Origin of the sequence: Rhodococcus pseudokoreensis (assembly GCF_017068395.1) — a bacterium.
Classification (GTDB): Bacteria; Actinomycetota; Actinomycetes; order Mycobacteriales; family Mycobacteriaceae; genus Rhodococcus_F; species Rhodococcus_F pseudokoreensis.
On record NZ_CP070619.1, the window covers coordinates 6,586,149 to 6,604,470 of the forward strand.

The 18,322-nt window shown below is 68.8% G+C and carries 16 protein-coding genes; 8 read left to right on the plus strand and 8 right to left on the minus strand.

Annotated features, from left to right (window positions below):
* The first annotated feature begins 17 nt into the window (after positions 1-17).
* Positions 18-1,199, plus strand: coding sequence for a L,D-transpeptidase (locus tag JWS13_RS35180; RefSeq protein ID WP_206010014.1), 1,182 nt, complete (start codon positions 18-20; stop codon positions 1,197-1,199).
* Positions 1,200-1,535: 336 nt separating this feature from the next.
* On the opposite strand, the gene JWS13_RS35185 is transcribed toward JWS13_RS35180, so the two are convergent.
* From JWS13_RS35185 to JWS13_RS35200, 4 genes are all read right to left on the minus strand, one after another.
* Positions 1,536-2,282 carry an SDR family NAD(P)-dependent oxidoreductase gene (locus tag JWS13_RS35185; protein WP_206010015.1) on the minus strand — a complete coding sequence of 249 codons (747 nt, stop codon included), beginning with the start codon at positions 2,280-2,282 and terminating at the stop codon, positions 1,536-1,538.
* A 9-nt stretch (positions 2,283-2,291) separates the two neighbouring features.
* The gene (locus tag JWS13_RS35190; protein WP_206010016.1) at positions 2,292-3,239 is read right to left on the minus strand and encodes a TauD/TfdA dioxygenase family protein; all 948 of its coding nucleotides are present in this window, start codon (positions 3,237-3,239) and stop codon (positions 2,292-2,294) included.
* Positions 3,240-3,409: 170 nt separating this feature from the next.
* Positions 3,410-4,708 carry an MFS transporter gene (locus JWS13_RS35195; protein WP_206010017.1) on the minus strand — a complete coding sequence of 433 codons (1,299 nt, stop codon included), beginning with the start codon at positions 4,706-4,708 and terminating at the stop codon, positions 3,410-3,412.
* 84 nt (positions 4,709-4,792) lie between these two features.
* A complete protein-coding gene (locus tag JWS13_RS35200; protein ID WP_241032458.1) occupies positions 4,793-7,270 on the minus strand; it encodes a penicillin acylase family protein in 2,478 nt (825 codons plus the stop codon).
* Between the two features lie 439 nt (positions 7,271-7,709).
* On the opposite strand from JWS13_RS35200, the gene JWS13_RS35205 reads away from it, so the two are divergent.
* Complete coding sequence (locus JWS13_RS35205) at positions 7,710-8,984, plus strand: ROK family transcriptional regulator (protein ID WP_206010018.1); 1,275 nt, start codon at positions 7,710-7,712, stop codon at positions 8,982-8,984.
* Positions 8,985-9,065: 81 nt separating this feature from the next.
* Here JWS13_RS35205 and JWS13_RS35210 read toward each other — a convergent pair whose 3' ends face one another.
* A complete protein-coding gene (locus tag JWS13_RS35210; RefSeq protein ID WP_206010019.1) occupies positions 9,066-9,650 on the minus strand; it encodes a DUF742 domain-containing protein in 585 nt (194 codons plus the stop codon).
* Positions 9,651-9,770: 120 nt separating this feature from the next.
* Here JWS13_RS35210 and JWS13_RS35215 point away from each other — a divergent pair, with 120 nt between their 5' ends.
* On the plus strand, positions 9,771-10,436 hold the full coding sequence (locus JWS13_RS35215; RefSeq protein WP_206010020.1) for a cysteine hydrolase family protein: 666 nt from the start codon (positions 9,771-9,773) through the stop codon (positions 10,434-10,436).
* On the opposite strand, the gene JWS13_RS35220 is transcribed toward JWS13_RS35215, so the two are convergent.
* Genes JWS13_RS35220 through JWS13_RS35230 form a run of 3 tightly spaced genes read right to left on the minus strand, consistent with a single transcriptional unit; the run spans position 10,429 to position 12,692 of the window.
* On the minus strand, positions 10,429-11,460 hold the full coding sequence (locus JWS13_RS35220) for a tocopherol cyclase family protein (protein ID WP_206010021.1): 1,032 nt from the start codon (positions 11,458-11,460) through the stop codon (positions 10,429-10,431). The genes JWS13_RS35215 and JWS13_RS35220 overlap by 8 nt on opposite strands.
* A gap of 6 nt (positions 11,461-11,466) precedes the next feature.
* A complete protein-coding gene (locus tag JWS13_RS35225) occupies positions 11,467-11,871 on the minus strand; it encodes a PaaI family thioesterase (RefSeq protein WP_206010022.1) in 405 nt (134 codons plus the stop codon).
* Between the two features lie 47 nt (positions 11,872-11,918).
* Complete coding sequence (locus JWS13_RS35230; RefSeq protein WP_206010023.1) at positions 11,919-12,692, minus strand: PIG-L family deacetylase; 774 nt, start codon at positions 12,690-12,692, stop codon at positions 11,919-11,921.
* Positions 12,693-12,748: 56 nt separating this feature from the next.
* On the opposite strand from JWS13_RS35230, the gene JWS13_RS35235 reads away from it, so the two are divergent.
* From JWS13_RS35235 to JWS13_RS35255, 5 genes are all read left to right on the plus strand, one after another.
* Complete coding sequence (locus JWS13_RS35235; protein ID WP_206010024.1) at positions 12,749-13,951, plus strand: MFS transporter; 1,203 nt, start codon at positions 12,749-12,751, stop codon at positions 13,949-13,951.
* The gene (locus JWS13_RS35240; RefSeq protein ID WP_206010025.1) at positions 13,897-14,724 is read left to right on the plus strand and encodes an alpha/beta fold hydrolase; all 828 of its coding nucleotides are present in this window, start codon (positions 13,897-13,899) and stop codon (positions 14,722-14,724) included. Before JWS13_RS35235 ends, JWS13_RS35240 begins: the two co-directional genes overlap by 55 nt.
* A 12-nt stretch (positions 14,725-14,736) precedes the next feature.
* Positions 14,737-16,095 carry a D-inositol-3-phosphate glycosyltransferase gene (mshA, locus tag JWS13_RS35245; protein WP_192582095.1) on the plus strand — a complete coding sequence of 453 codons (1,359 nt, stop codon included), beginning with the start codon at positions 14,737-14,739 and terminating at the stop codon, positions 16,093-16,095.
* Entirely contained in the window at positions 16,092-16,583 is a 492-nt protein-coding gene (locus tag JWS13_RS35250) for a type III secretion system chaperone family protein (RefSeq protein WP_206010026.1), read from the plus strand. The genes mshA and JWS13_RS35250 overlap by 4 nt, the downstream gene beginning before the upstream one ends.
* Before the next feature lie 106 nt (positions 16,584-16,689).
* Complete coding sequence (locus JWS13_RS35255; protein WP_206010027.1) at positions 16,690-18,285, plus strand: AMP-binding protein; 1,596 nt, start codon at positions 16,690-16,692, stop codon at positions 18,283-18,285.
* Positions 18,286-18,322: the final 37 nt, after the last annotated feature.

Consider the following 18,322-nt stretch of genomic DNA (forward strand, 5'->3'; position numbering starts at 1 on the left):
CAGGTAACCTGTTAGCTGTGCATGAACTGGGTTCCCGGACAAGTCGGTCGCGCGTCGCGCTGATCGCGACGGCGCTGATCGCGTTTCTCCTTTTGCTGACCGGATGCACGGTCTCCGAGCCGGGAACCGCCACCGCGCCCCCCGAACCGGCGGTCGAGGTCACCCAGAATCCGGCGTCCGGCACCGAGGACGTCAGCCCGGTGGCGCCGATCTCCGCGACCGCGTCGCAGGGCACGTTCACCGACATCTCCCTCGTCAACGCCGACGGGCGTGCCGTGCAGGGTGTGCTGTCACCCGACCGGACCACGTTCACCGTCGGGGAGGCGCTGGGCTACGGCGCGACCTACACGTGGAAGGGCACGGCGCTCGGCACGGACGGCAAGTCCGTCACCGTCGACGGCAGCTTCACCACGCTCGAACCCGACGAGACGATCGGCGCGACCCTCAACATCGGCGACGGCCAGGAGGTCGGGATCGCCGCCCCGATCATCGTGCAGTTCCACGAGTCCGTCGAGGACAAGGCGGCGGTCGAGAAGGCGATGACCGTCACGACCAACCCGCCCACCCCCGGCTCCTGGGCGTGGCTGCCCGACGACAACGGATCGCGGGCGCACTGGCGTCCCCAGAACTACTGGGCGCCCGGCACCACCGTCGCCCTGGACGCGAAGCTGTACGGAGTGGACTTCGGCGGGGGAGCTTACGGCGAGCAGGACCTGTCGCTGAACTTCACTGTCGGGCGCAGTCAGATCGTGATCGCGAACGCCCCCAGCCACCGCATGCAGGTGGTGCGCGGCGGCGAAACCATCATGGACATCCCCGTCAGCTACGGCGAGGGCAACGAGGCGCGCAACGTCACCCGCAGCGGCATCCACATGGTGACCGAGAAGCACGAGGACTTCCTCATGTCCAACCCGCCGTTCTACGAGAACGTCCGCGAACGGTGGGCGGTCCGCATCTCCAACAACGGCGAGTTCATCCACGCCAACCCGGAGACCATCGGCGTCCAGGGTTCGTCGAACGTCACCAACGGCTGCATCAACCTGTCCCTCGGCGACGCTCAGGAGTACTTCGGCACCGCGCTGTACGGCGACCCCGTCGAGGTGACCGGGACGTCCATCGACCTGTCGGCCGCCGACGGCGACATCTACGACTGGGCTGTCAGCTGGCCCGATTGGCAGTCCCTCTCGGCCCTCGCATAGGTGAGCGGCAAAGCGTGCTCGGGCACACTTTGCCGCTCACCTACGGGTCGGCGAACTTTCTCCACATTCGGTGGAACCGAAAGCGGATCCGGTGCGTCTACCTGAATGAGGACGCGTCAACGGCGCCGCGTTCTCGGGTGACACAACTGTGGGGAGTCGTCCGCTGTCGAGGGGTCGACGGACGACCCCGACAGTCCGTTTCGGTCGAAAGTCGTTGATCGGCAGGGGGCTGTGGGATGGGATGGATGTTGCTGGGTGTGGCGTCGATCGTCGCGGGACTGTGGGCGGTGGTCCTGTTCCTCGAACACCAGGACAGGAGGATCGCCGCGAAGTTGCCTACGTCGTACGGTGAAAACGCCCGGACGAAGCCTGATCTCGTGGCTTGACGACGATCTGGTCGATGTTCACGTGGGACGGCCGGGAGGCGACGAACCCGATGACGTCCGCGACGTCTGCGGCCACCAGCGGCGTGATGCCCTCGTAGACCTTGTCGGCCCGGTCCTGATCGCCCTCGAACCGCACGAGCGAGAACTCGGTTTCCACTGCGCCCGGAGCGATCTCGGTGAGACGGACCGGCTTGCCGAGCAGTTCCCCGCGCAGCGTGCGGTGCAGGACACCCTCCGCGTGCTTGGCCGTCGTGTACCCGGCACCGTTGTCGTACGCCTCGATCGCGGCCAGGGACGTGACGGTGACGACGAGGCCGTCGCCCGACTCGATCAACTTGGGCAGCAGCGCCTTGGTGATCCGAAGGGTGCCCAGGACATTGGTCTCCCACATCCACCGCCAGTCGTCGAGGTCGGCCTCGGCGACGGTGGCCAGTCCTTTGGCGCCGCCCGCGTTGTTCACGAGCACGTCGACCCTCGGCAGTACCGCGGCGAACGCGTCCACGGAATCCTGGTCCGTGACGTCGAGTTCGAGCGCGGTACCGCCGATGTCTTCGGCGATCTTCTCCAGACGATCCAGTCGCCGAGCCCCGATCACCACATGAAATCCCTGCTCGGCCAGGGTGCGGGCGGTGGCTTCGCCGATTCCGGAGCTCGCTCCGGTGACGACGGCGATGCGGGTGTCAGGTGAAAAGGTCATGCCGACATGTTAGGGCTCGTCGATGACGGAGTAGTCACTCGCGTCGCCTGCGACGCTGCGGCTGCGTTCGCCCCGGACGTCGACGGGGACGTCGCCGGCCAGGGTGATGCGGTGGAGTCGCCGGTACTGGTCGTCGTAGTCGGCGACGGCGTAGTGCTGAGTGGCACGGTTGTCCCAGATTGCGACGTCGCCCGACTGCCAGTTCCACCGGGTGGTGAACTCGAGCGAGATGGCGTGATCCTGCAGGACCTTGAACAGCGCCTGCGACTGCGTGCTGCTCAGTCCGACCAGCTTCTTGACGAAGTGGCCGAGCAGCAGTGTGCGCTCGCCGGTCTCGGGGTGGACCCGCACCACCGGGTGCTCCGTCTCGAAGTACGTGGACTGGAACTCGGCGCGGTACTCCTGCGACTTCTCGTCCTGCGCGCGTTCGGCGCTCGTCGCCGCGTAGTCGTAGACGTTGGTGTGCGTCGCCCACAGGTTGTCGGCGAGGACCTTCAGCGGCTCGGGCAGCGCGTTGTAGGCGGCGACACCCGACGCCCAGGTGGTGGTTCCGCCGTACGTGGGGAGTTCCACGGCGCGCAGGATCGACGCCTTCGGGATGCGGTCGACGAACGTGACGTCGGTGTGCCAGCTGTTGGCCTTGCCGTAGTCGGAGTCGATGGGCAGCACCTTGGCGCCGCGCGAGGTGACGGTCGGGTGCGCCGTGGTGGGGGAGCCGAGAAGTTCCGCGAACTCGTATTGCGAGTCGTCGGTGAGATGTTCCTGGCCGCGGAAGAAGATCACCTTGTGCTCGAGCAGGGCCTGACGGATGAGGGAGACGGTGGCGGGGTCGAGCTGGCCGCCGAGCTGGACGCCGTCGATCCGGGCGCCGATGTGGGCGCCCAGCTTGACGACGCTCGCCGCGTTCTGGGAACCCTCGGCGTCGGTCACGGGCTCGGGCGCGAAATCGATGGACATGGTGGGCCTTTCGGATACCGGAGACGGTGTGGAGTCCTGTAACCGAACCATCGGGGCTGTGTCGCCGGAAGGATTTGCGTCACCCTGATCGCAACGGGCGGGCGCACGACGACGTCTCCGCCGCACCGGCGGGCGGTGCGGCGGAGACGGGTGGATCCATCGTGTCGGTGCTACGCGGCGGCGCGGACCTTCCGGGTGATCGCGACGACGCACAGCAGGCTGAGCAGCGTGACCGCGGTGAGGTACACGGAGATCGGTGCCGACGAACCCCAGCTCGCGTACAGCGCGGCGGCCACCGTCGGGGCGAGCCCGCCACCGAGAACCGAACCGATCTGGTAGCCGAGCGACGCACCGCTGTACCGGACCTCGGCGCTGAACAATTCGGTGAACAGTGCGGCGATCGGCCCGTACACGATGCCCATGAACACGGCCGTGCCGAGAAGCGCGACCATCATCACCGCGGGGTTCCCGAGATCGATCAGCGGAAACAGCGCCGCCGCCCAAAACGTCAGCCCGACCGAGCCGGTGACGAGCAGTCGCCGGCGGCCGTACCGGTCCGACAGCATCGACGCGACGGGGATGACGATCAGCCACACGAACGAGGCGACCAGCGTGAAGACGAGCACCAGCGTCTTGCTCATGCCCAGGACCTTCGTCGAATAGGACAGCAGGTACGCCATGAAGATGTATCCGACGGTGTTGATGCCGATGAACGCGCCCGCGGACAGCAGCACTTCGCGCAGGTTCTCCCGCAGGACGGTGACGATCGGCAGTCGCTGATCGCGGTGCGTGTCCTTGACCTTCTCGAAGTCGGGGCTCTCGGTGATGGTGAACCGGATGACGAGACCCATCAGCACCATCACCGCGCTGGCCAGGAACGGGATCCGCCAGCCCCACGCCAGGAACGCTTCCTCGCTGAGGCTCGTCGACACCCCGAGGAACACGAGATTCGCCAGGATCAGACCGCCGGGCACACCCATCTGCGGGAAGCTCCCGTAGAAGCCCTTCCGGTTGGCGGGTGCGTGTTCCACCGCCATCAGCACGGCGCCGCCCCACTCCCCGCCGACGCCGATTCCCTGAACGAAACGCAGGGTGACCAGCAGAATCGGCGCCCAGACGCCGATGGTGGCGTAGGTGGGCAGCAGCCCGATGCCGACGGTCGCGCCGCCCATCAGCATCAGCGACAGTACGAGCATGGACTTGCGTCCGATGCGGTCACCGAAGTGGCCCATCACGACGCCGCCGATCGGCCGCGCGACGAAGCCGACGGAGAACGTCGCGAACGCGGCCAGCGTGCCCGCGATCGAGGAGAAGGACGGGAAGAACAGCGGGCCGAACACGATCGCGGCGGCCATGCCGTAGATGAAGTAGTCGTACCACTCGATGGCGGTCCCGATGAGGCTGGCGCCGGCCACCTTCAGCGGCCGGACGGGCGCCTGCGGTGTCACGGAGATCTGCGTGGAGGTCATGTCGATGTCCTTCGAGGGTGCCGGGGCGGCGGAGGTGCCGCCCCGGCAGGGGGATGAGGAATGCCTACCGAACTGCCGAACCCGCTAGTTCAACGTCACCTCGCCGGTCGTGTTCGCATCAACCGACTGTTCGGTCAGCGGGTCGGTCTTGCACTGGAAGTTCCGGTACATGTCCATCTGGTCGCTGTAGTGCGGTGACCGCGTGCCGTCCGGTGCGATGAAACCGCTCTGGCCGGGCGGCCCGACGGTGCAGAGGTCGGCGATGCCGTCGCCGAGCACGATGCGGTCGTTCTGGGTTCCGCGGTTCATGTACGGCGACAGCGACAGCACCTCGTCGGCACCGGCCTGGGGAACGCCCAGGTAGTTCTTGTAGTCGAACCGGTTCGCGGCGACCGGCAACTTCCAGCCGGCGGGGTCGGGGCCCTGCTCGGCGCGCAGCCGGTCCATCGCCTGGCCGAACGTCGTACGCAGGACGGACATGCGGTCCGCTCCGTTGAAGAAGTCGGTGGTCTGCGGAACGCCGGACTCGTCACCGCGCAGGGCGTTGTAGACGAGTTTCGTCGCCTCGGCGGGACGTGCGGTGCCCGCGGCGGGGTACACCTTGGCCGCGTACGACGCGTACACGTCTTCCGGAAGGTCGTCCCGGATCACCGCATCGAACAGGATCGGCAGCCACGTGCGCATGATCACCGGTTCCGGTCCGTCGTACACGCCGTCCGCGTTGTCGTCGGTGGCCTGCCCGTCCCAGCCGCGGAGCAGGTTCACGACCGCGGCGACCGGGTCGCTGCCCGGCAGTTGCCCGGTGGCCTGCTCCAGGTACGGCAGCAGATAGTCGACGTTGAGGTCCGCGAACGACGTCTGCCGGTTGATGTCCCAGATCTCTCCGGGCGTGAGCTTGTCCTTGGCCTCGAGACGAGTGGTGATGGCCCGCACGCGGTCGACGGGGGACCAGTTGTAGCCGTCTGCGAGTGCGCCCGCCGCGGACTGGTTGTTCCAATTCGCCAGGTAGCCCTGCTCGGGGTTGTACGACTGCGGGTTGTCCTCGAAGGGCCGGATGCCCTCCCACTCCATGCTGCCGTCACCGATCGCGGGAAGCCGAAGGTCCTGGCCGGCCGGGCGGACGGGCAGTCGACCGGGGGAGACGTAGCCGATATTTCCCTCGTTGTCGGCGTAGTACCAGTTGATGGTGATGGCGACCTTCTTCGCCTGCTCGAGGAACTCGTCCCAGGTCGTGGCCTTCATGATGTCGATCCAGGCGACCAGCGACTGGATCTCGTACCCCGCCCAGCTCTCCTTCAGCGAGTACGCGCTTGCGTTCGGGGTGTCGAAGCTGGTGACGCGGCCGTGCACAGTCGAATAGACCGGATATGCGACGTCGGCCCCGCCCCGGACCTTGATCGTCTCGTTCCGGACCCCCATCGGGCGGTACTCGCCGTCGAATCGGTAGGCGTGCTCGTTCGAGGGGTCGAGGACTTCCTGATAGACGTCGTTGACGTCGAGCGGGCCGGCGGTCGCTCCCCACGAGATCGTCTTGTTGGTGCCGAACAGAACGGTCGGGACGGCATAGGGCGTGTTGCCCGCGACGTCCAAGCCGGCTCCGTGCAAACCCACGCCGTACACATAGGAGGGGTTGAACCAGCCGAACTGCGGTCCGTTCATGAGGACGGATGTGCCGTCGGTGGTCTTGTCGGCGCCGACCATCCACAGGTTGCTGGCCTCGGGCTTCATGTGCGGCCACTCGCCCCCGCCCGCGGTCTTCATGCGGGTCAGATTCGCGTCGGGGAGCGCCTGCGTCACGTCGGAGAGCCCGGCTTCCCGGGACATCGCGTGCGGTTCGTCGTCGGATGAAGTCGACTGGTCGCGGGGGACCGTGGTCGGGGCGGCGGGGTCTTCCTCGGCCCAGATCAGCTGGTCGAAGAGTTGCCGGCCCTTCTCGTCGCCGTTCTTCGCCTGCAGGCTCTTCAGGACCTGGAGGTTCGCGAGTTCACTGCTCGACTGCGAGAACCTGTTGGCCATGGTCTGCACCCAGACCATCGCCACGTCGTACCCGGTCCAGTGCTCCGGCCGGAAATCGCCGTCCAGGAACTGCTTCGGCATCAGGTGTTCCGGGTCTGCGGCGACCTCGTCGATCCGCTTGTTGAACCCCTCGGCGTAGCCGTCGAAGATGTCGCGTTCGTCCTGCGGCAGTCGGGCGAGTTGATCCTCGATCGACTGCGGATCGATGCTGTTGCGGGCCGTCTTGTCGATCTCGACGTAATCGGGTCCGAGCACCTCGGCGGCCGTGCCGATCGACGACCGCTTGGCCATCTCCATCTGGAACAGCCGATCCTCGGCGACGGAGTAGCCGTAGCCGGAGTAGAGCGCGCGCGTGGTGTCGGCGTACACGTGGGGGATTCCGTAGCCGTCCCGCTTGACGGTGATTCCGGCTGCGGTGGAGTTCTGCGTTCCGGTGGTCGTGCAGGCCGTCAGCAGCACGGTGAGTCCCACTCCGAGGGCGAGCGCCGCCCTCGTCGTCTTCATCGACAACTCCGGGCCCGGTGTGCCGACCTGTGAGGATCCCATCGATACATCTCGCTCCTATAACCGTACGTTCGGTTGGTATCTCGGCGTATTGTGTCGTGAAACACGGTCCCCCGTCAAGAGTGGTGTCGGTCTCCCGGTGCTGCCGGTGCCCCCGCCCCGCAGCAGCGGGAACTGGGGAAGCGGGGTGTCACGCCGGTGCACGCCGTCGCGCCTTCGGATTGGTGAAACCGACCGAAGCTGCTACTTTCGTGGCATGTCCTCAGGCCAGTCGACCGCTCCGCGGGTCACCTACGTGACTTCCGCGCTGGGTTCGCGGCTGCCCTTGGCGCGGGAACTGTGTTGTCGCTGTCTCAGCATCTGCAGCTAATTCGCGCAATCTTCTCCTGATCGATCGTCCTCGGTCGCCCCCATCTCCACCCGGGGCCGATGCAGCGTTCGGACGAAGGTGCGCACCGCCTCCGCATGCAAGGACTGCCACGTGTCTACCCCCACCCTTTCCAGCCCCATCCGCACCGGATCCGCGTCTCGATTCCAGCGGCCCGTGTCCCGACCCCGTCTCCACATCGTTCCCCCCGAACTGCGGATCAGCGACGGCCCCGCCGCCGGCGTTCTGCGGGTGGCCCGGTCACGCGGGCCGCTGTCCCGGGACGTCGCGGCGAAGGCGACCGGACTGAGCATCGCCACCGTCAACCGTCAGGTATCGGCACTCCTCGACCTCGGGTTGCTGCGCGAGCGTGGCGATCTCACGCCCTCCGGCGCGATCGGCCGTCCGCGTGTTCCGTTCGAGGTCAACCACGAGCCGTACCTGACCGTGGGTATCCACATCGGCGCCGTCGTGACCAGCATCATCGCCAGCGACCTCCGCGGGAAGGTCCTCGGGGTGGTCGAGGTGCCCACCCCGCAGGGCGCATCCGCCGACGCGCTGACCGGCATCGCCCGCAGCGCAAGGGCTTTCGCGTCCCGCTGGCACCGGCGTCGCCCGCTGTGGGCGGGTGTCGCGCTCGGCGGGCGCGTCGATGCGCAGACCGGTGTCGTCGACCACCCCCGGCTGGGGTGGAAGTCCGCTCAGGTCGGCGCCATCATCGCGACCGGACTCGGGTTGCCCGTCTCCGTCGCGGCGCACGTCGAGGCGATGGCCGCCTCCGAGCTGCTGCTGAGCCCGGACAGCGAAGACGGTGTCGCGCAAGGCGAAACGGGCCTCTACTTCTACGCCCGTGAGACTGCCGGAATCGCGATCACCATCGACGGCCGCGTCCACACGCCGTCGAGCGGACCCGGTTCCATCGCGCACCTGCCGACCGGCTCGTCGGCGCAGTGCTCGTGCGGTTCACGCGGATGCCTCGAGGCGACGATCAGCGATCGCGCGGTCATCTCCGCCGCGCTCGACGCCGGCATCCTCCCCGAGTCGAATCAGCGTCCGACGATGAGTGCGCTCTACAAGGCGGCGTCCTCGGGTTCCGCTCCCGCGCACGAGATTCTGGTGGAACGCGCGCAGGTGCTCGGCAAGACCGTCGCGATGCTGCGGGACCTGTTCAACCCGGACCGCGTGATCCTCGGTGGCCAGGCGTTCACCGAGTACCCGGCCGGTATCCCGCACGTCGCGGAGGCCTTCGCGCAGGCATCGTCTTTGGAGCGCAGGGACATTCGCATTTCCGGTTTCGGCAACCGGGTGCAGGAGTACGCGTCGACGGTGGTGTCGCTGAGCACCATCTACTCCGACCCGGTCGGGGCGATGCGCCGGACGTCGCCGTAGTTTCACAGCAATTCGTCAGCCGCGCAAGCAATTTCCTGTGCGGCTGACGAATTCGTGTGCATCTGCCCGGCGACCGCGCTTTCAGAGTTTGCGCAGCCCGTCGAGGACGCGTTCCATCAGCTTCCGGTCCGGGCCGGTGGATCCGGCCGTCTCGTTCACGGTGACCGCCCCGGCCGCCGCGAGGTCGCCGACGAGTACCCGCGCGACCCCGAGCGGGATCGACGCGAGCGACGCGATCTCGGCCACCGACCGCGGTTCCGAGCACAGCGCGAACACGCGGCGCGGTTCGTCCGGCGCCGGCATCGCGTCCACGACGGCGTCCCCGTCGGCGCGGGCGACGATGACCGCCTCCAACGGCAGATCGACCCCGGACTCCGTCCGCCCACCCGTGAGAATGAACGGCCGGACGATGGAGACCGTCTCCTCGGGTTCCGCCCACTCTGAAGGCTCTGCAATCTCGGGCGCCCGACCGGTAGGTTCGGACACGGCCTCTGCCTGCTCGGGAACGGCCTCGGCGCGCCCGGGCTCCACCCACTCGACCGACTGCGACGGGCTCGGTTCGGCCGTCGGCGACTGCTCTTTCCTGCCGCTCCGGCGGCGGCCGGCCGATCCGAAGCGCGCCCCTGTCGCGCCGATCATCGGCCAGTTCTCATCGCTCACAGTCATCGGTCGGGACCCTTCTCGAACTACCCCACCCGTTCCATCGTCCCAAACTCGCGTTTCATGCCCATGGTCCGGTCCCTGTGATTCCCGCTACAGGGACCGCGTGAGCGTTAGATTTGCTGCGTGACGCACTGGCGGCAGAACTCGGATCCGTTCCTCGCTCCCGATCTCGGCCGGTCCGCGCTGCTCGTCGTCGACATGCAGGTGGACTTCGCGAACGGCGGGACGGCCCCGATCCCGGGCACGTCGGCGGTGCTGCCCGCGATCGCCCGTCTCGTGGACGCCTACCGGGAGTCCATGGCCCCGATCGTGCACGTCGTCCGGTTGTACGAGGGCGACGACGTGGACCTGTGCCGGCGCCGCGTGATCGCCGCCGGGCTCGATCTGGTCAGGCCGGGCACCGCCGGATCCCAGGTGGCCCCCGAGTTGGGTGTGCCGGTCCTCGACCCCGGATCGCTCCTGGCCGGTGACCTCCAGGCCGTCTCGCCCACCGAGCACATCCTGTTCAAGCCGCGGTGGAGTGCGTTCTACCGCACCTGCCTCGACGACCACCTGCGCCGGTGGCGGGTCGACACCGTCGTGATCGCGGGGTGCAACTACCCCAACTGTCCGCGCGCCACGATCGTCGATGCCGGCGAACGGGACTACAAGGTGCTCGTCGCCGCCGATGCGATCTCCGGCGTCGACGCGCGTCACCTGGAGGAGGCCGGACGAATCGGGGTTCTGCACGCGGAGACCGACGAGATCGTCGAGGCGTTGCAGCCACCCGAACTCGAGGTGATCAGCTGAGGGGCGGCGCCGACGTCGCGTCCGGCGGCGCGCCTCGCTTGCGCAGTTCCGCCCGCGCCCGCTCGATCCCGCCGTGCTCCAACGCGGCGAGCGGCGATTCGTCCGCCCAGACGAGCGCGCCACGGCGGCGGACCGTGACACTCATCGAACCCGCCAGATGCTCGAGGGCGCCGGGAATGTTGCGACGCTCGGCGGGGAGCGGAACCGGCAGCACGTGGGCCGAGCCCAGCGGGGAGGCGCCCTCGATCTCGACGCTCCACGTGCGGCCGCGGCCGCGCAGCGACCACCGCTCGTCCGTCACGTGCGCCCGGACGGGGGAGGTGACCGGGTTGCCGAGGCGGAATACTGTGCCGTCGGGCAGCGCGACGACGACGGCCGTGACCTCGGTGCGCAGCCCGCGCGCGGTGATCTCGCCGCCGGCGAACGCGACGCACGCCCGCCGGTCGGCGAATCCCTGGGCCTGGCCCCACCACCACGAGTCGGGGAATCCGCCCCTGCCCCAGTTCTTCTCGGCGTAGACCTGGGCGCCGTCGAGGTCGATGTCGGTGCCGCCCAGCACCGCGGTTCCCTCGGCCCGTCCGCCGAGCAACCACGGATGCCAGTACTGGTTCAGTGCGGGCACGGTCTGGAACACGCTCGACCCGCCGAGCCTGCGCCGCGGCCACGGGACCTGGCCGCGGATCCGGACGTCGAGGCGGGCGTCCGGTCCGAGATCCACCCGCACGCGGTCGACGGACCCGCGGAACGCGTCGCCGGCGAACGCGCCGAGTCCGGCCGGGTTGGCGTAGCCCTCTGGATGCGCGGCGGTCCGCAGGAACCGGGTGGGGTGACCGGCCAGACCGAGTGTCGCCCAGTGGCCGTCCGCGGCCCTGTTGATTCCGGCCAGCGCGATGACGACCTGTCCTGTCGCGGGCTGGGTGAACCGCCAGAAATAGCCCTCCATCGCGACGTCGTGCGCGGCGAGGACGTTGCCGAACGGCAGATCCGCACCCGTGGACCGGTACGCCCGCAGCAGTCTCGACACGAGGTCTCAGCTTCCCGGCTGGGGGTAGAGCACCGCCTGCGACTGCGTCACCTGCGCCACCAGCCGGTCCTCGTCGTCCCGCAGTTCGGTGACGACGGCGACCGTGGTGCGCCCGGCGTGCAGCGGACGCGCCGTCGCGGTGACGGTGCCCTTGCGGACGCCGCGGGTGAACACGGTGCTCGAACTCGTGGTCGACGTGGATGCCCCCGCCGGAAGATTCAGAAACGCGCAGACGGCGCCGACACTGTCGGCGAGTGTCATCAGCGCCCCGCCGTGCATGCTGTTTCCCGCCGTGGTGCGGTGCTGGTCCCACTCGAGGTGCCCGACGACCTCCTCGGGCGCGGCCTTGGTGAGGCGAACCCCGGTATGCACGGCGAACGGCATGGTCGCGACGAGATCAGCGGGATCCATACCCGTGGATGCTAGGCGCGGACCCGAACCCGCGCAGGCAGTTCCGGTCAGAGCGGAAGCGAGGACTCCGCGAGCCCCGCAGGCGCCCCGCGACGGCGGAACCATTCCTGACCGAACGCCGCCTGCAACTGCTCCTCGGGCATCTGCAGGAACGGGCCGAAGTCCCCGATCTGGGTGGCGTGCGCGTGCATCGCGGCGCGTTTGGCGCCCATCGCCGAGGAGACGTCGACGACCGTGGTGATCTCGGAGTCCGGCAGACCGAACGTGTCGAGGTCCGGTGGCTGGGCGTTCTCGGACCATTCCGGATTCGCGGCCATCAGTCGCCGGATGTGGTCGCGGCTGACGGCCGCCTCGTAGACGTGCGGCACACCGGCCAGTTCGGCGGCGCGGAGACCCACGTGATGCACCTGGACGTGATCGGGGTGCCCGTAACCCCCGTTGGGGTCGTAGATCGTGATTACGTCGGCGGATTCCTCGACGAGGATCGCGGCCAGCCGGGCGGCTGCCTCCTCGACGTCGACGTTGCAGAACGCCGCCGGGTTCTCGTTCTCCGGCGTACCCGCCATCCCGGAATCCGCGTAGTGCAGCAACACCACACGCTGGGCGCCGAGCAGCGACGTCGACTCCTCGAGTTCGCGGCGCCGGCGCTCGGCGAGCGTCTCGCCGTCGATCAGGATCCCCTCGGGCGCCTCGCCGAGCGCCCCGTCCGTCGCGGTCACCACGACGACGCGGTGACCGGCGTCGGCGGCCTGCCGCATCACGCCGCCGGTGGTGAACACTTCGTCGTCGGGATGGGCGTGGAAACACACCAGGACACTCATGAGCGCAATACTTGCACGTGCTGGAAGTCGCGGCCACGATCTGTGAGGCTCGACGCGTGCTCGGTACCTATCGTCAGATCTTCGCCGCCCCCGGCTCCGCAGCGTTCTCGGCAGCAGGATTCGTCGCGCGCGTACCGATCGCCATGGTCGGCATCGGCATCGTCACCATGCTGTCCGAACTGCGCGGCGACTACGCGCTCGCCGGCGCCCTGGCCGCGGTGTTCGCACTGACCTACGCGTTCATCACGCCGGTCGTGTCCCGGGCGGTCGACCGCTACGGGCAGTCACGCGTCCTGCCCGTCGCGTCGGGGATCAGCGCGACGTCCCTCGCCGCGATGCTGCTGTGCGTCCGGTTCGGGACCCCCGACTGGGTGCTGTTCGTGTGGGCCGTCCCGGCCGGCTGCATGCCCACGATCGGTGCGATGGTGCGCGCCCGCTGGACCGAGCTGTACCGCGGGACGCCACTGCTGCGGACGGCGTTCGCGTTCGAGGCGGTGGTGGACGAACTGTGCTTCATCGCCGGACCGGTGGTCTCCGTCGGGCTCTCCGTCACGGTGTTCCCCGAGGCGGGACCACTCGCGGGACTCGTGCTGCTGGTGGTCGGCACCCTCGCGCTCGTCGCGCAGCGCGGCACGGAGCCGCCCGTGCACTCGTCGCCGGACGACGGCCGCCCGTCCGTCGTCCGGACGCCCGCGCTGTGGATCCTGGTGGCGGTGATGGTGTCGATGGGCACGATATTCGGCGTCATCGACGTCGGTGCCATCGCCTTCACCCGGAGCCACGACGCGCCCGCCTCCGCCACGGTGGTGCTGGCCCTGTTCGCGGCCGGGTCCGCCGCGGCGGGCCTCGTGTTCGGCGCGGTCAGGGTGTCGGCGTCGCTCCGGAAACAACTGATGGTCGCGGTCCTCGCGGTAGTGGTGCTGATGGTGCCGCTGCTGCTGGCGGGGAGCATCCCGGCGCTCGCCGTCGCCTACGCGGTGGCGGGGATGACGGTGGCTCCGATCATGATCGTCACCACCGGTCTGGTCGAGCAGATCGTGCCCGCGGCCGCGCTCACCGAAGGCATCACCTGGATCGTCACCGGACTCGGTGTCGGCGTCGCCGTCGGGTCGGCGCTCGCAGGCCGGATGATCGACGAATTCGGCACCACCGCCGGGTACGCGGTGGCGGCGGTCGCCGCACTGCTGGCCTCTATGGTGACCCCATGGCTATTCGTGAAGCAGTCGGCGTCGACGGAACGCCCCTCGTCTACTCGGTGACCGGTGACCCCGACGCGCGGGCCCTGGTTCTCCTGCACGGCTGGGCGCAGTCGTCGAAGTGCTGGGGTCCCACGGTGCTCGACGAACTCGCCGCCCGCTACCGCGTCATCGCCGTCGACCTTCGCGGACACGGCTACTCGGGTGCGCCGGCCGCAGGCTACGACGACTCCGCGATCTGGGCCGGGGACGTCGAAGCCGTGCTCACGGCCGAAGGCGTCACGTCCGGTGCGGTGCTCCTCGGCTGGTCCTACGGCGGCCTCGTGATCTGCGACTACCTGGCGTCCCACGGCACGTCCGCCGTCGACGGCGTCGTCCTCGTCGGAGCCATCACCAGCATCGGCCGCGGGGAGGCCGGCGGCAAGGTCGGTGCGGCGATGCGCGCCGCGATCCCCGGCGCGATGTCCGAGGAACCGCGCGAGGCGATCCGCGCGCTGGGCGCGTTCGGCAACGCGCTCACCGGACCGCCGGAAGGCAAGGGCGCGCAGTCGCAGGCGCTGTTCGGCGCCAGCCTCGCCACCCCGCCACACGTGCGGGCCGCACTGTTCAACCGCTCCGCGAGCCACGACGACCTGCTCCGGTCGCTCGACGTGCCGGTGCTCGTCCTGCACGGCACCGAGGACTCCGTCGTCGACGTCTCGGCTGGTAGGCACGCCGCAGACCTGATCCCGCAGGCGCGGGCGTCGTTCTGGGAAGGCTGCGACCACGGGCCGTTCGTCGAGGATCCCGGCCGGTTCGTGAAAGAGGTCGGCGCGTTCGTCGACAACCTCGGTTAAAGGCGCCGATCGGTGGGGGAGCACTATGGAGTGGTGACGCCCTTGCACAACTCGCGCCCCCGCAGGGTGGCCGTCCTCTCGGTCCACACCTCACCCCTGGCGCAGCCCGGTACCGGAGACGCGGGCGGCATGAACGTCTACGTGCTGCAGTCCGCCATCCAGATGGCCCGCCGTGGCGTGGAGGTGGAGATCTTCACCCGGGCCACGTCGTCCGCCGACGCCCCGGTCCAGGAAGCAGCGCCGGGCGTCCTCGTCCGCAACGTCGTGGCCGGCCCGTTCGAGGGGCTCGACAAGCAGGATCTGCCGACGCAACTCTGCGCGTTCGTGGCCGGGGTGCTCCGCGAGGAGGCCCGCCACGAACCGGGCTACTACAACCTGGTGCACTCGCACTACTGGCTGTCGGGGCAGGTCGGCTGGCTCGCCCGCGACCGGTGGGGTGTGCCGCTCGTGCACACCGCGCACACGCTCGCCGCGGTCAAGAATCTGTCGCTGGCCGAGGGGGACACCCCCGAACCCGCCGCCCGTCAGATCGGTGAACAGCAGGTGGTGGCCGAATCCGACCGGCTCGTGGCCAACACCACCGACGAATCCGATCAGCTGGTCCGCCACTACGGCGCCGACCCGAACCGGATCGACGTGGTGGCGCCGGGCGCCGACCTGACGCGGTACCGCCCGGGCGACCGGGACGCCGCCCGCGCGAAGCTGGGACTCGACCCCCGCGAGACCGTCGTGACGTTCGTCGGACGCATCCAGCCGCTCAAGGCTCCCGACGTCCTGCTCCGCGCCGCCGCCGAACTGATCGCCCGGGACCCCGAGTCGACGCTGCGGGTGCTCGTGGTCGGGGGTCCGTCCGGATCCGGACTGGCCCGGCCGGACGCGCTGATCGAACTCGCGTCCTCGCTCGGCATCGCCGCGCGGGTCACGTTCCTCCCGCCGCAGGCGCCCGATCGGCTCGCCGACGTGTACCGGGCATCGGATCTCGTTGCGGTGCCGAGCTATTCGGAATCGTTCGGTCTGGTCGCCATCGAGGCGCAGGCCTGCGGCACACCGGTGATCGCCGCGAACGTCGGCGGACTCGGCGTGGCGGTCCGCAACGGCGAGACCGGGCTCCTCGTGGACGGGCACCGCACCGAGGACTGGGCGACGGCGTTGCAGTCGCTGGTCTCCGAACCGGCCCGCCTCGCCGCGCTGGCCGCCGAGGCTCCGCGGCACGCCGAGAATTTCTCCTGGGAACACACCGCCGACGGACTCCTCGAGAGTTATCGGATGGCGACCGTCAACTACAACTACGGACACGGCCCGAGCGAGTTCTCCCCGCGTCGCGGACGCGGACTGTGGAAGTTGCGCCGGGTCGGGGGAGTGCGCGCATGACCGACCTGACCGACGTGATCGAGTCCGCCCTGACCGACCGGGAGTTGGACTTCACGAAGAAGGACTCGACGCACTTCGTCGTCGAGTTGCCCGGCGAGCGCAAGCTCAAGACCACCACGCTGCTGACCGTCGGCAAGCACGGCCTGCGCGTCGAGGCGTTCGTCTGCCGCAAGCCCGACGAGAACTTCGAAGGCGTCTACAAGTACCTGCTGCGGCGCAACCGCCGGCTGTATTCGGTGGCGTACACGATCGACAAGATCGGCGACATCTACCTGGTCGGTCAGATCGCCGAGCATGCGGTGACCGCGGACGAACTGGACCGCATTCTCGGACAGGTGCTCGAGGCGGCCGACGGCGACTTCAACACCCTTCTCGAACTCGGATTCGCCGGTTCCATCAAGCGGGAGTGGGAATGGCGTGTCTCGCGCGGCGAGTCGCTGGCGAACCTGAAACCGTTCGAACATCTCATCGAGGACTCGCAGCCCTGAGTGTGGGTTGACCTCCCGCGGAAAGGAATTGCGCGCGGGTAGAGTTGCGGCGAACCTGTGACTGGTATCACAACTGCTGCTGCAACACTTCGAGGGAGTGACCCACGTGAGCTTCAAGAGCCCGTTTCCGGACGTCGAGATCCCGAACCTCAGTGTCTACGATTTCCTGTTCGGTCAGGTCGACCCGGCGGATCGGGAGCGGCCCGCTCTGATCGACGGCGCCTCCGGTACGGTCACCACCTACCAAACCCTGGTGACGCAGATCGGCGGGGTCGCCGGGGTGTTGGCGGCCCGCGGTCTCGCGGTCGGTGAGGTGGTGGCCCTGCACTCACCGAACGTGCCCGCGTTCGCCGCGGTGTTCCACGGCATCCTGCGCGCCGGCGGTGTCGCCACCACGATCAACGCCCTCTACACCGCCGAGGACATCGCCAAACAGCTCACCGACTCGCACGCGAAGTTCCTGTTCACCGTCTCCCCCCTGCTGCCCCAGGCCCGGGCCGCCGCCGCCACGGTCGGGATCCCGGACGAGAACGTGATCGTCCTCGACGGCGCCGACGGGCACCCGTCGCTGCGGGATCTGCTCACCGAGGCCCACCCGGCCCCGGAGGTGTCGTTCGACCCGGCCACCCACCTCGCGGTGCTGCCGTATTCGTCGGGGACCACCGGCCGCCCCAAGGGGGTGATGCTCACCCACCGCAACCTGGTCGCCAACGTCTGTCAGATCAACCCGCGGATGGGCATCGGCGCCGACGACAAACTCCTCGCCGTGTTGCCGTTCTTCCACATCTACGGGATGACGGTGCTGCTCAACGCCGCCCTCTACAACCGGGCCGCGCTGGTGACGATGCCGAAGTTCGACCTCGTCGAATTCCTGCGCATCGTCTCCGGACAGAAATGCACGTACGTGTTCATCGCCCCGCCGGTCGCGGTCGCATTGGCCAAGCACCCGCTGGTCGACGACTACGACCTGTCGAGTGTGCATTCGATCTTCTCCGGTGCCGCCCCGCTGGATCAGGAACTGGGGAAGGCCGTCGCGAACCGGCTCGGCTGCCGGGTCCGGCAGGGCTACGGGATGTCGGAGATGAGCCCGGTCTCGCACGCGATCCCGTTCGACCGCGACGACATCGCCCTCGACTCGGTTGGCCCGACCATCGCGAACATGGAATGCAAACTCGTCGACCCCGCCACCGGTGAGGAGGTCGACTACCCCACCGAGGGGGTCAGCGCACCGGGTGAGTTGTGGTGTGCGGGTCCGAACATCATGGCCGGATACCTCGGCAACGAGCAGGCCACCGCGGAAACCCTGGACGCGGACGGGTTCCTGCACACCGGGGACATCGCGACCGTCGACGCCGACGGGGTCGTCACGATCGTGGATCGGATGAAGGAACTCATCAAGTACAAGGGCTATCAGGTGCCGCCCGCCGAACTGGAGGCGCTGCTGCTCACGCACCCGCAGATCGCCGACGCCGCCGTCATCGGTGTCCTCGACGACGAGGGTGAGGAGGTGCCGAAGGCGTTCGTCGTCGCCCAGCCCGGCGCCGAAGGGCTGGACGAGGCCGCGGTGATTGCGTTCGTCGCGGAACGGGTGTCCCCGCACAAGAAGGTCCGCAAGGTCGAGTTCATCGACCTCGTTCCCAAGTCCGCCGCAGGCAAAATCCTCCGCAAGGACCTCCGGGCCGGCGAGGCCCGCCGGAGCTGACGGCGGGGGTTCACGGCGCGAGGGTTCCGGCAGGCAT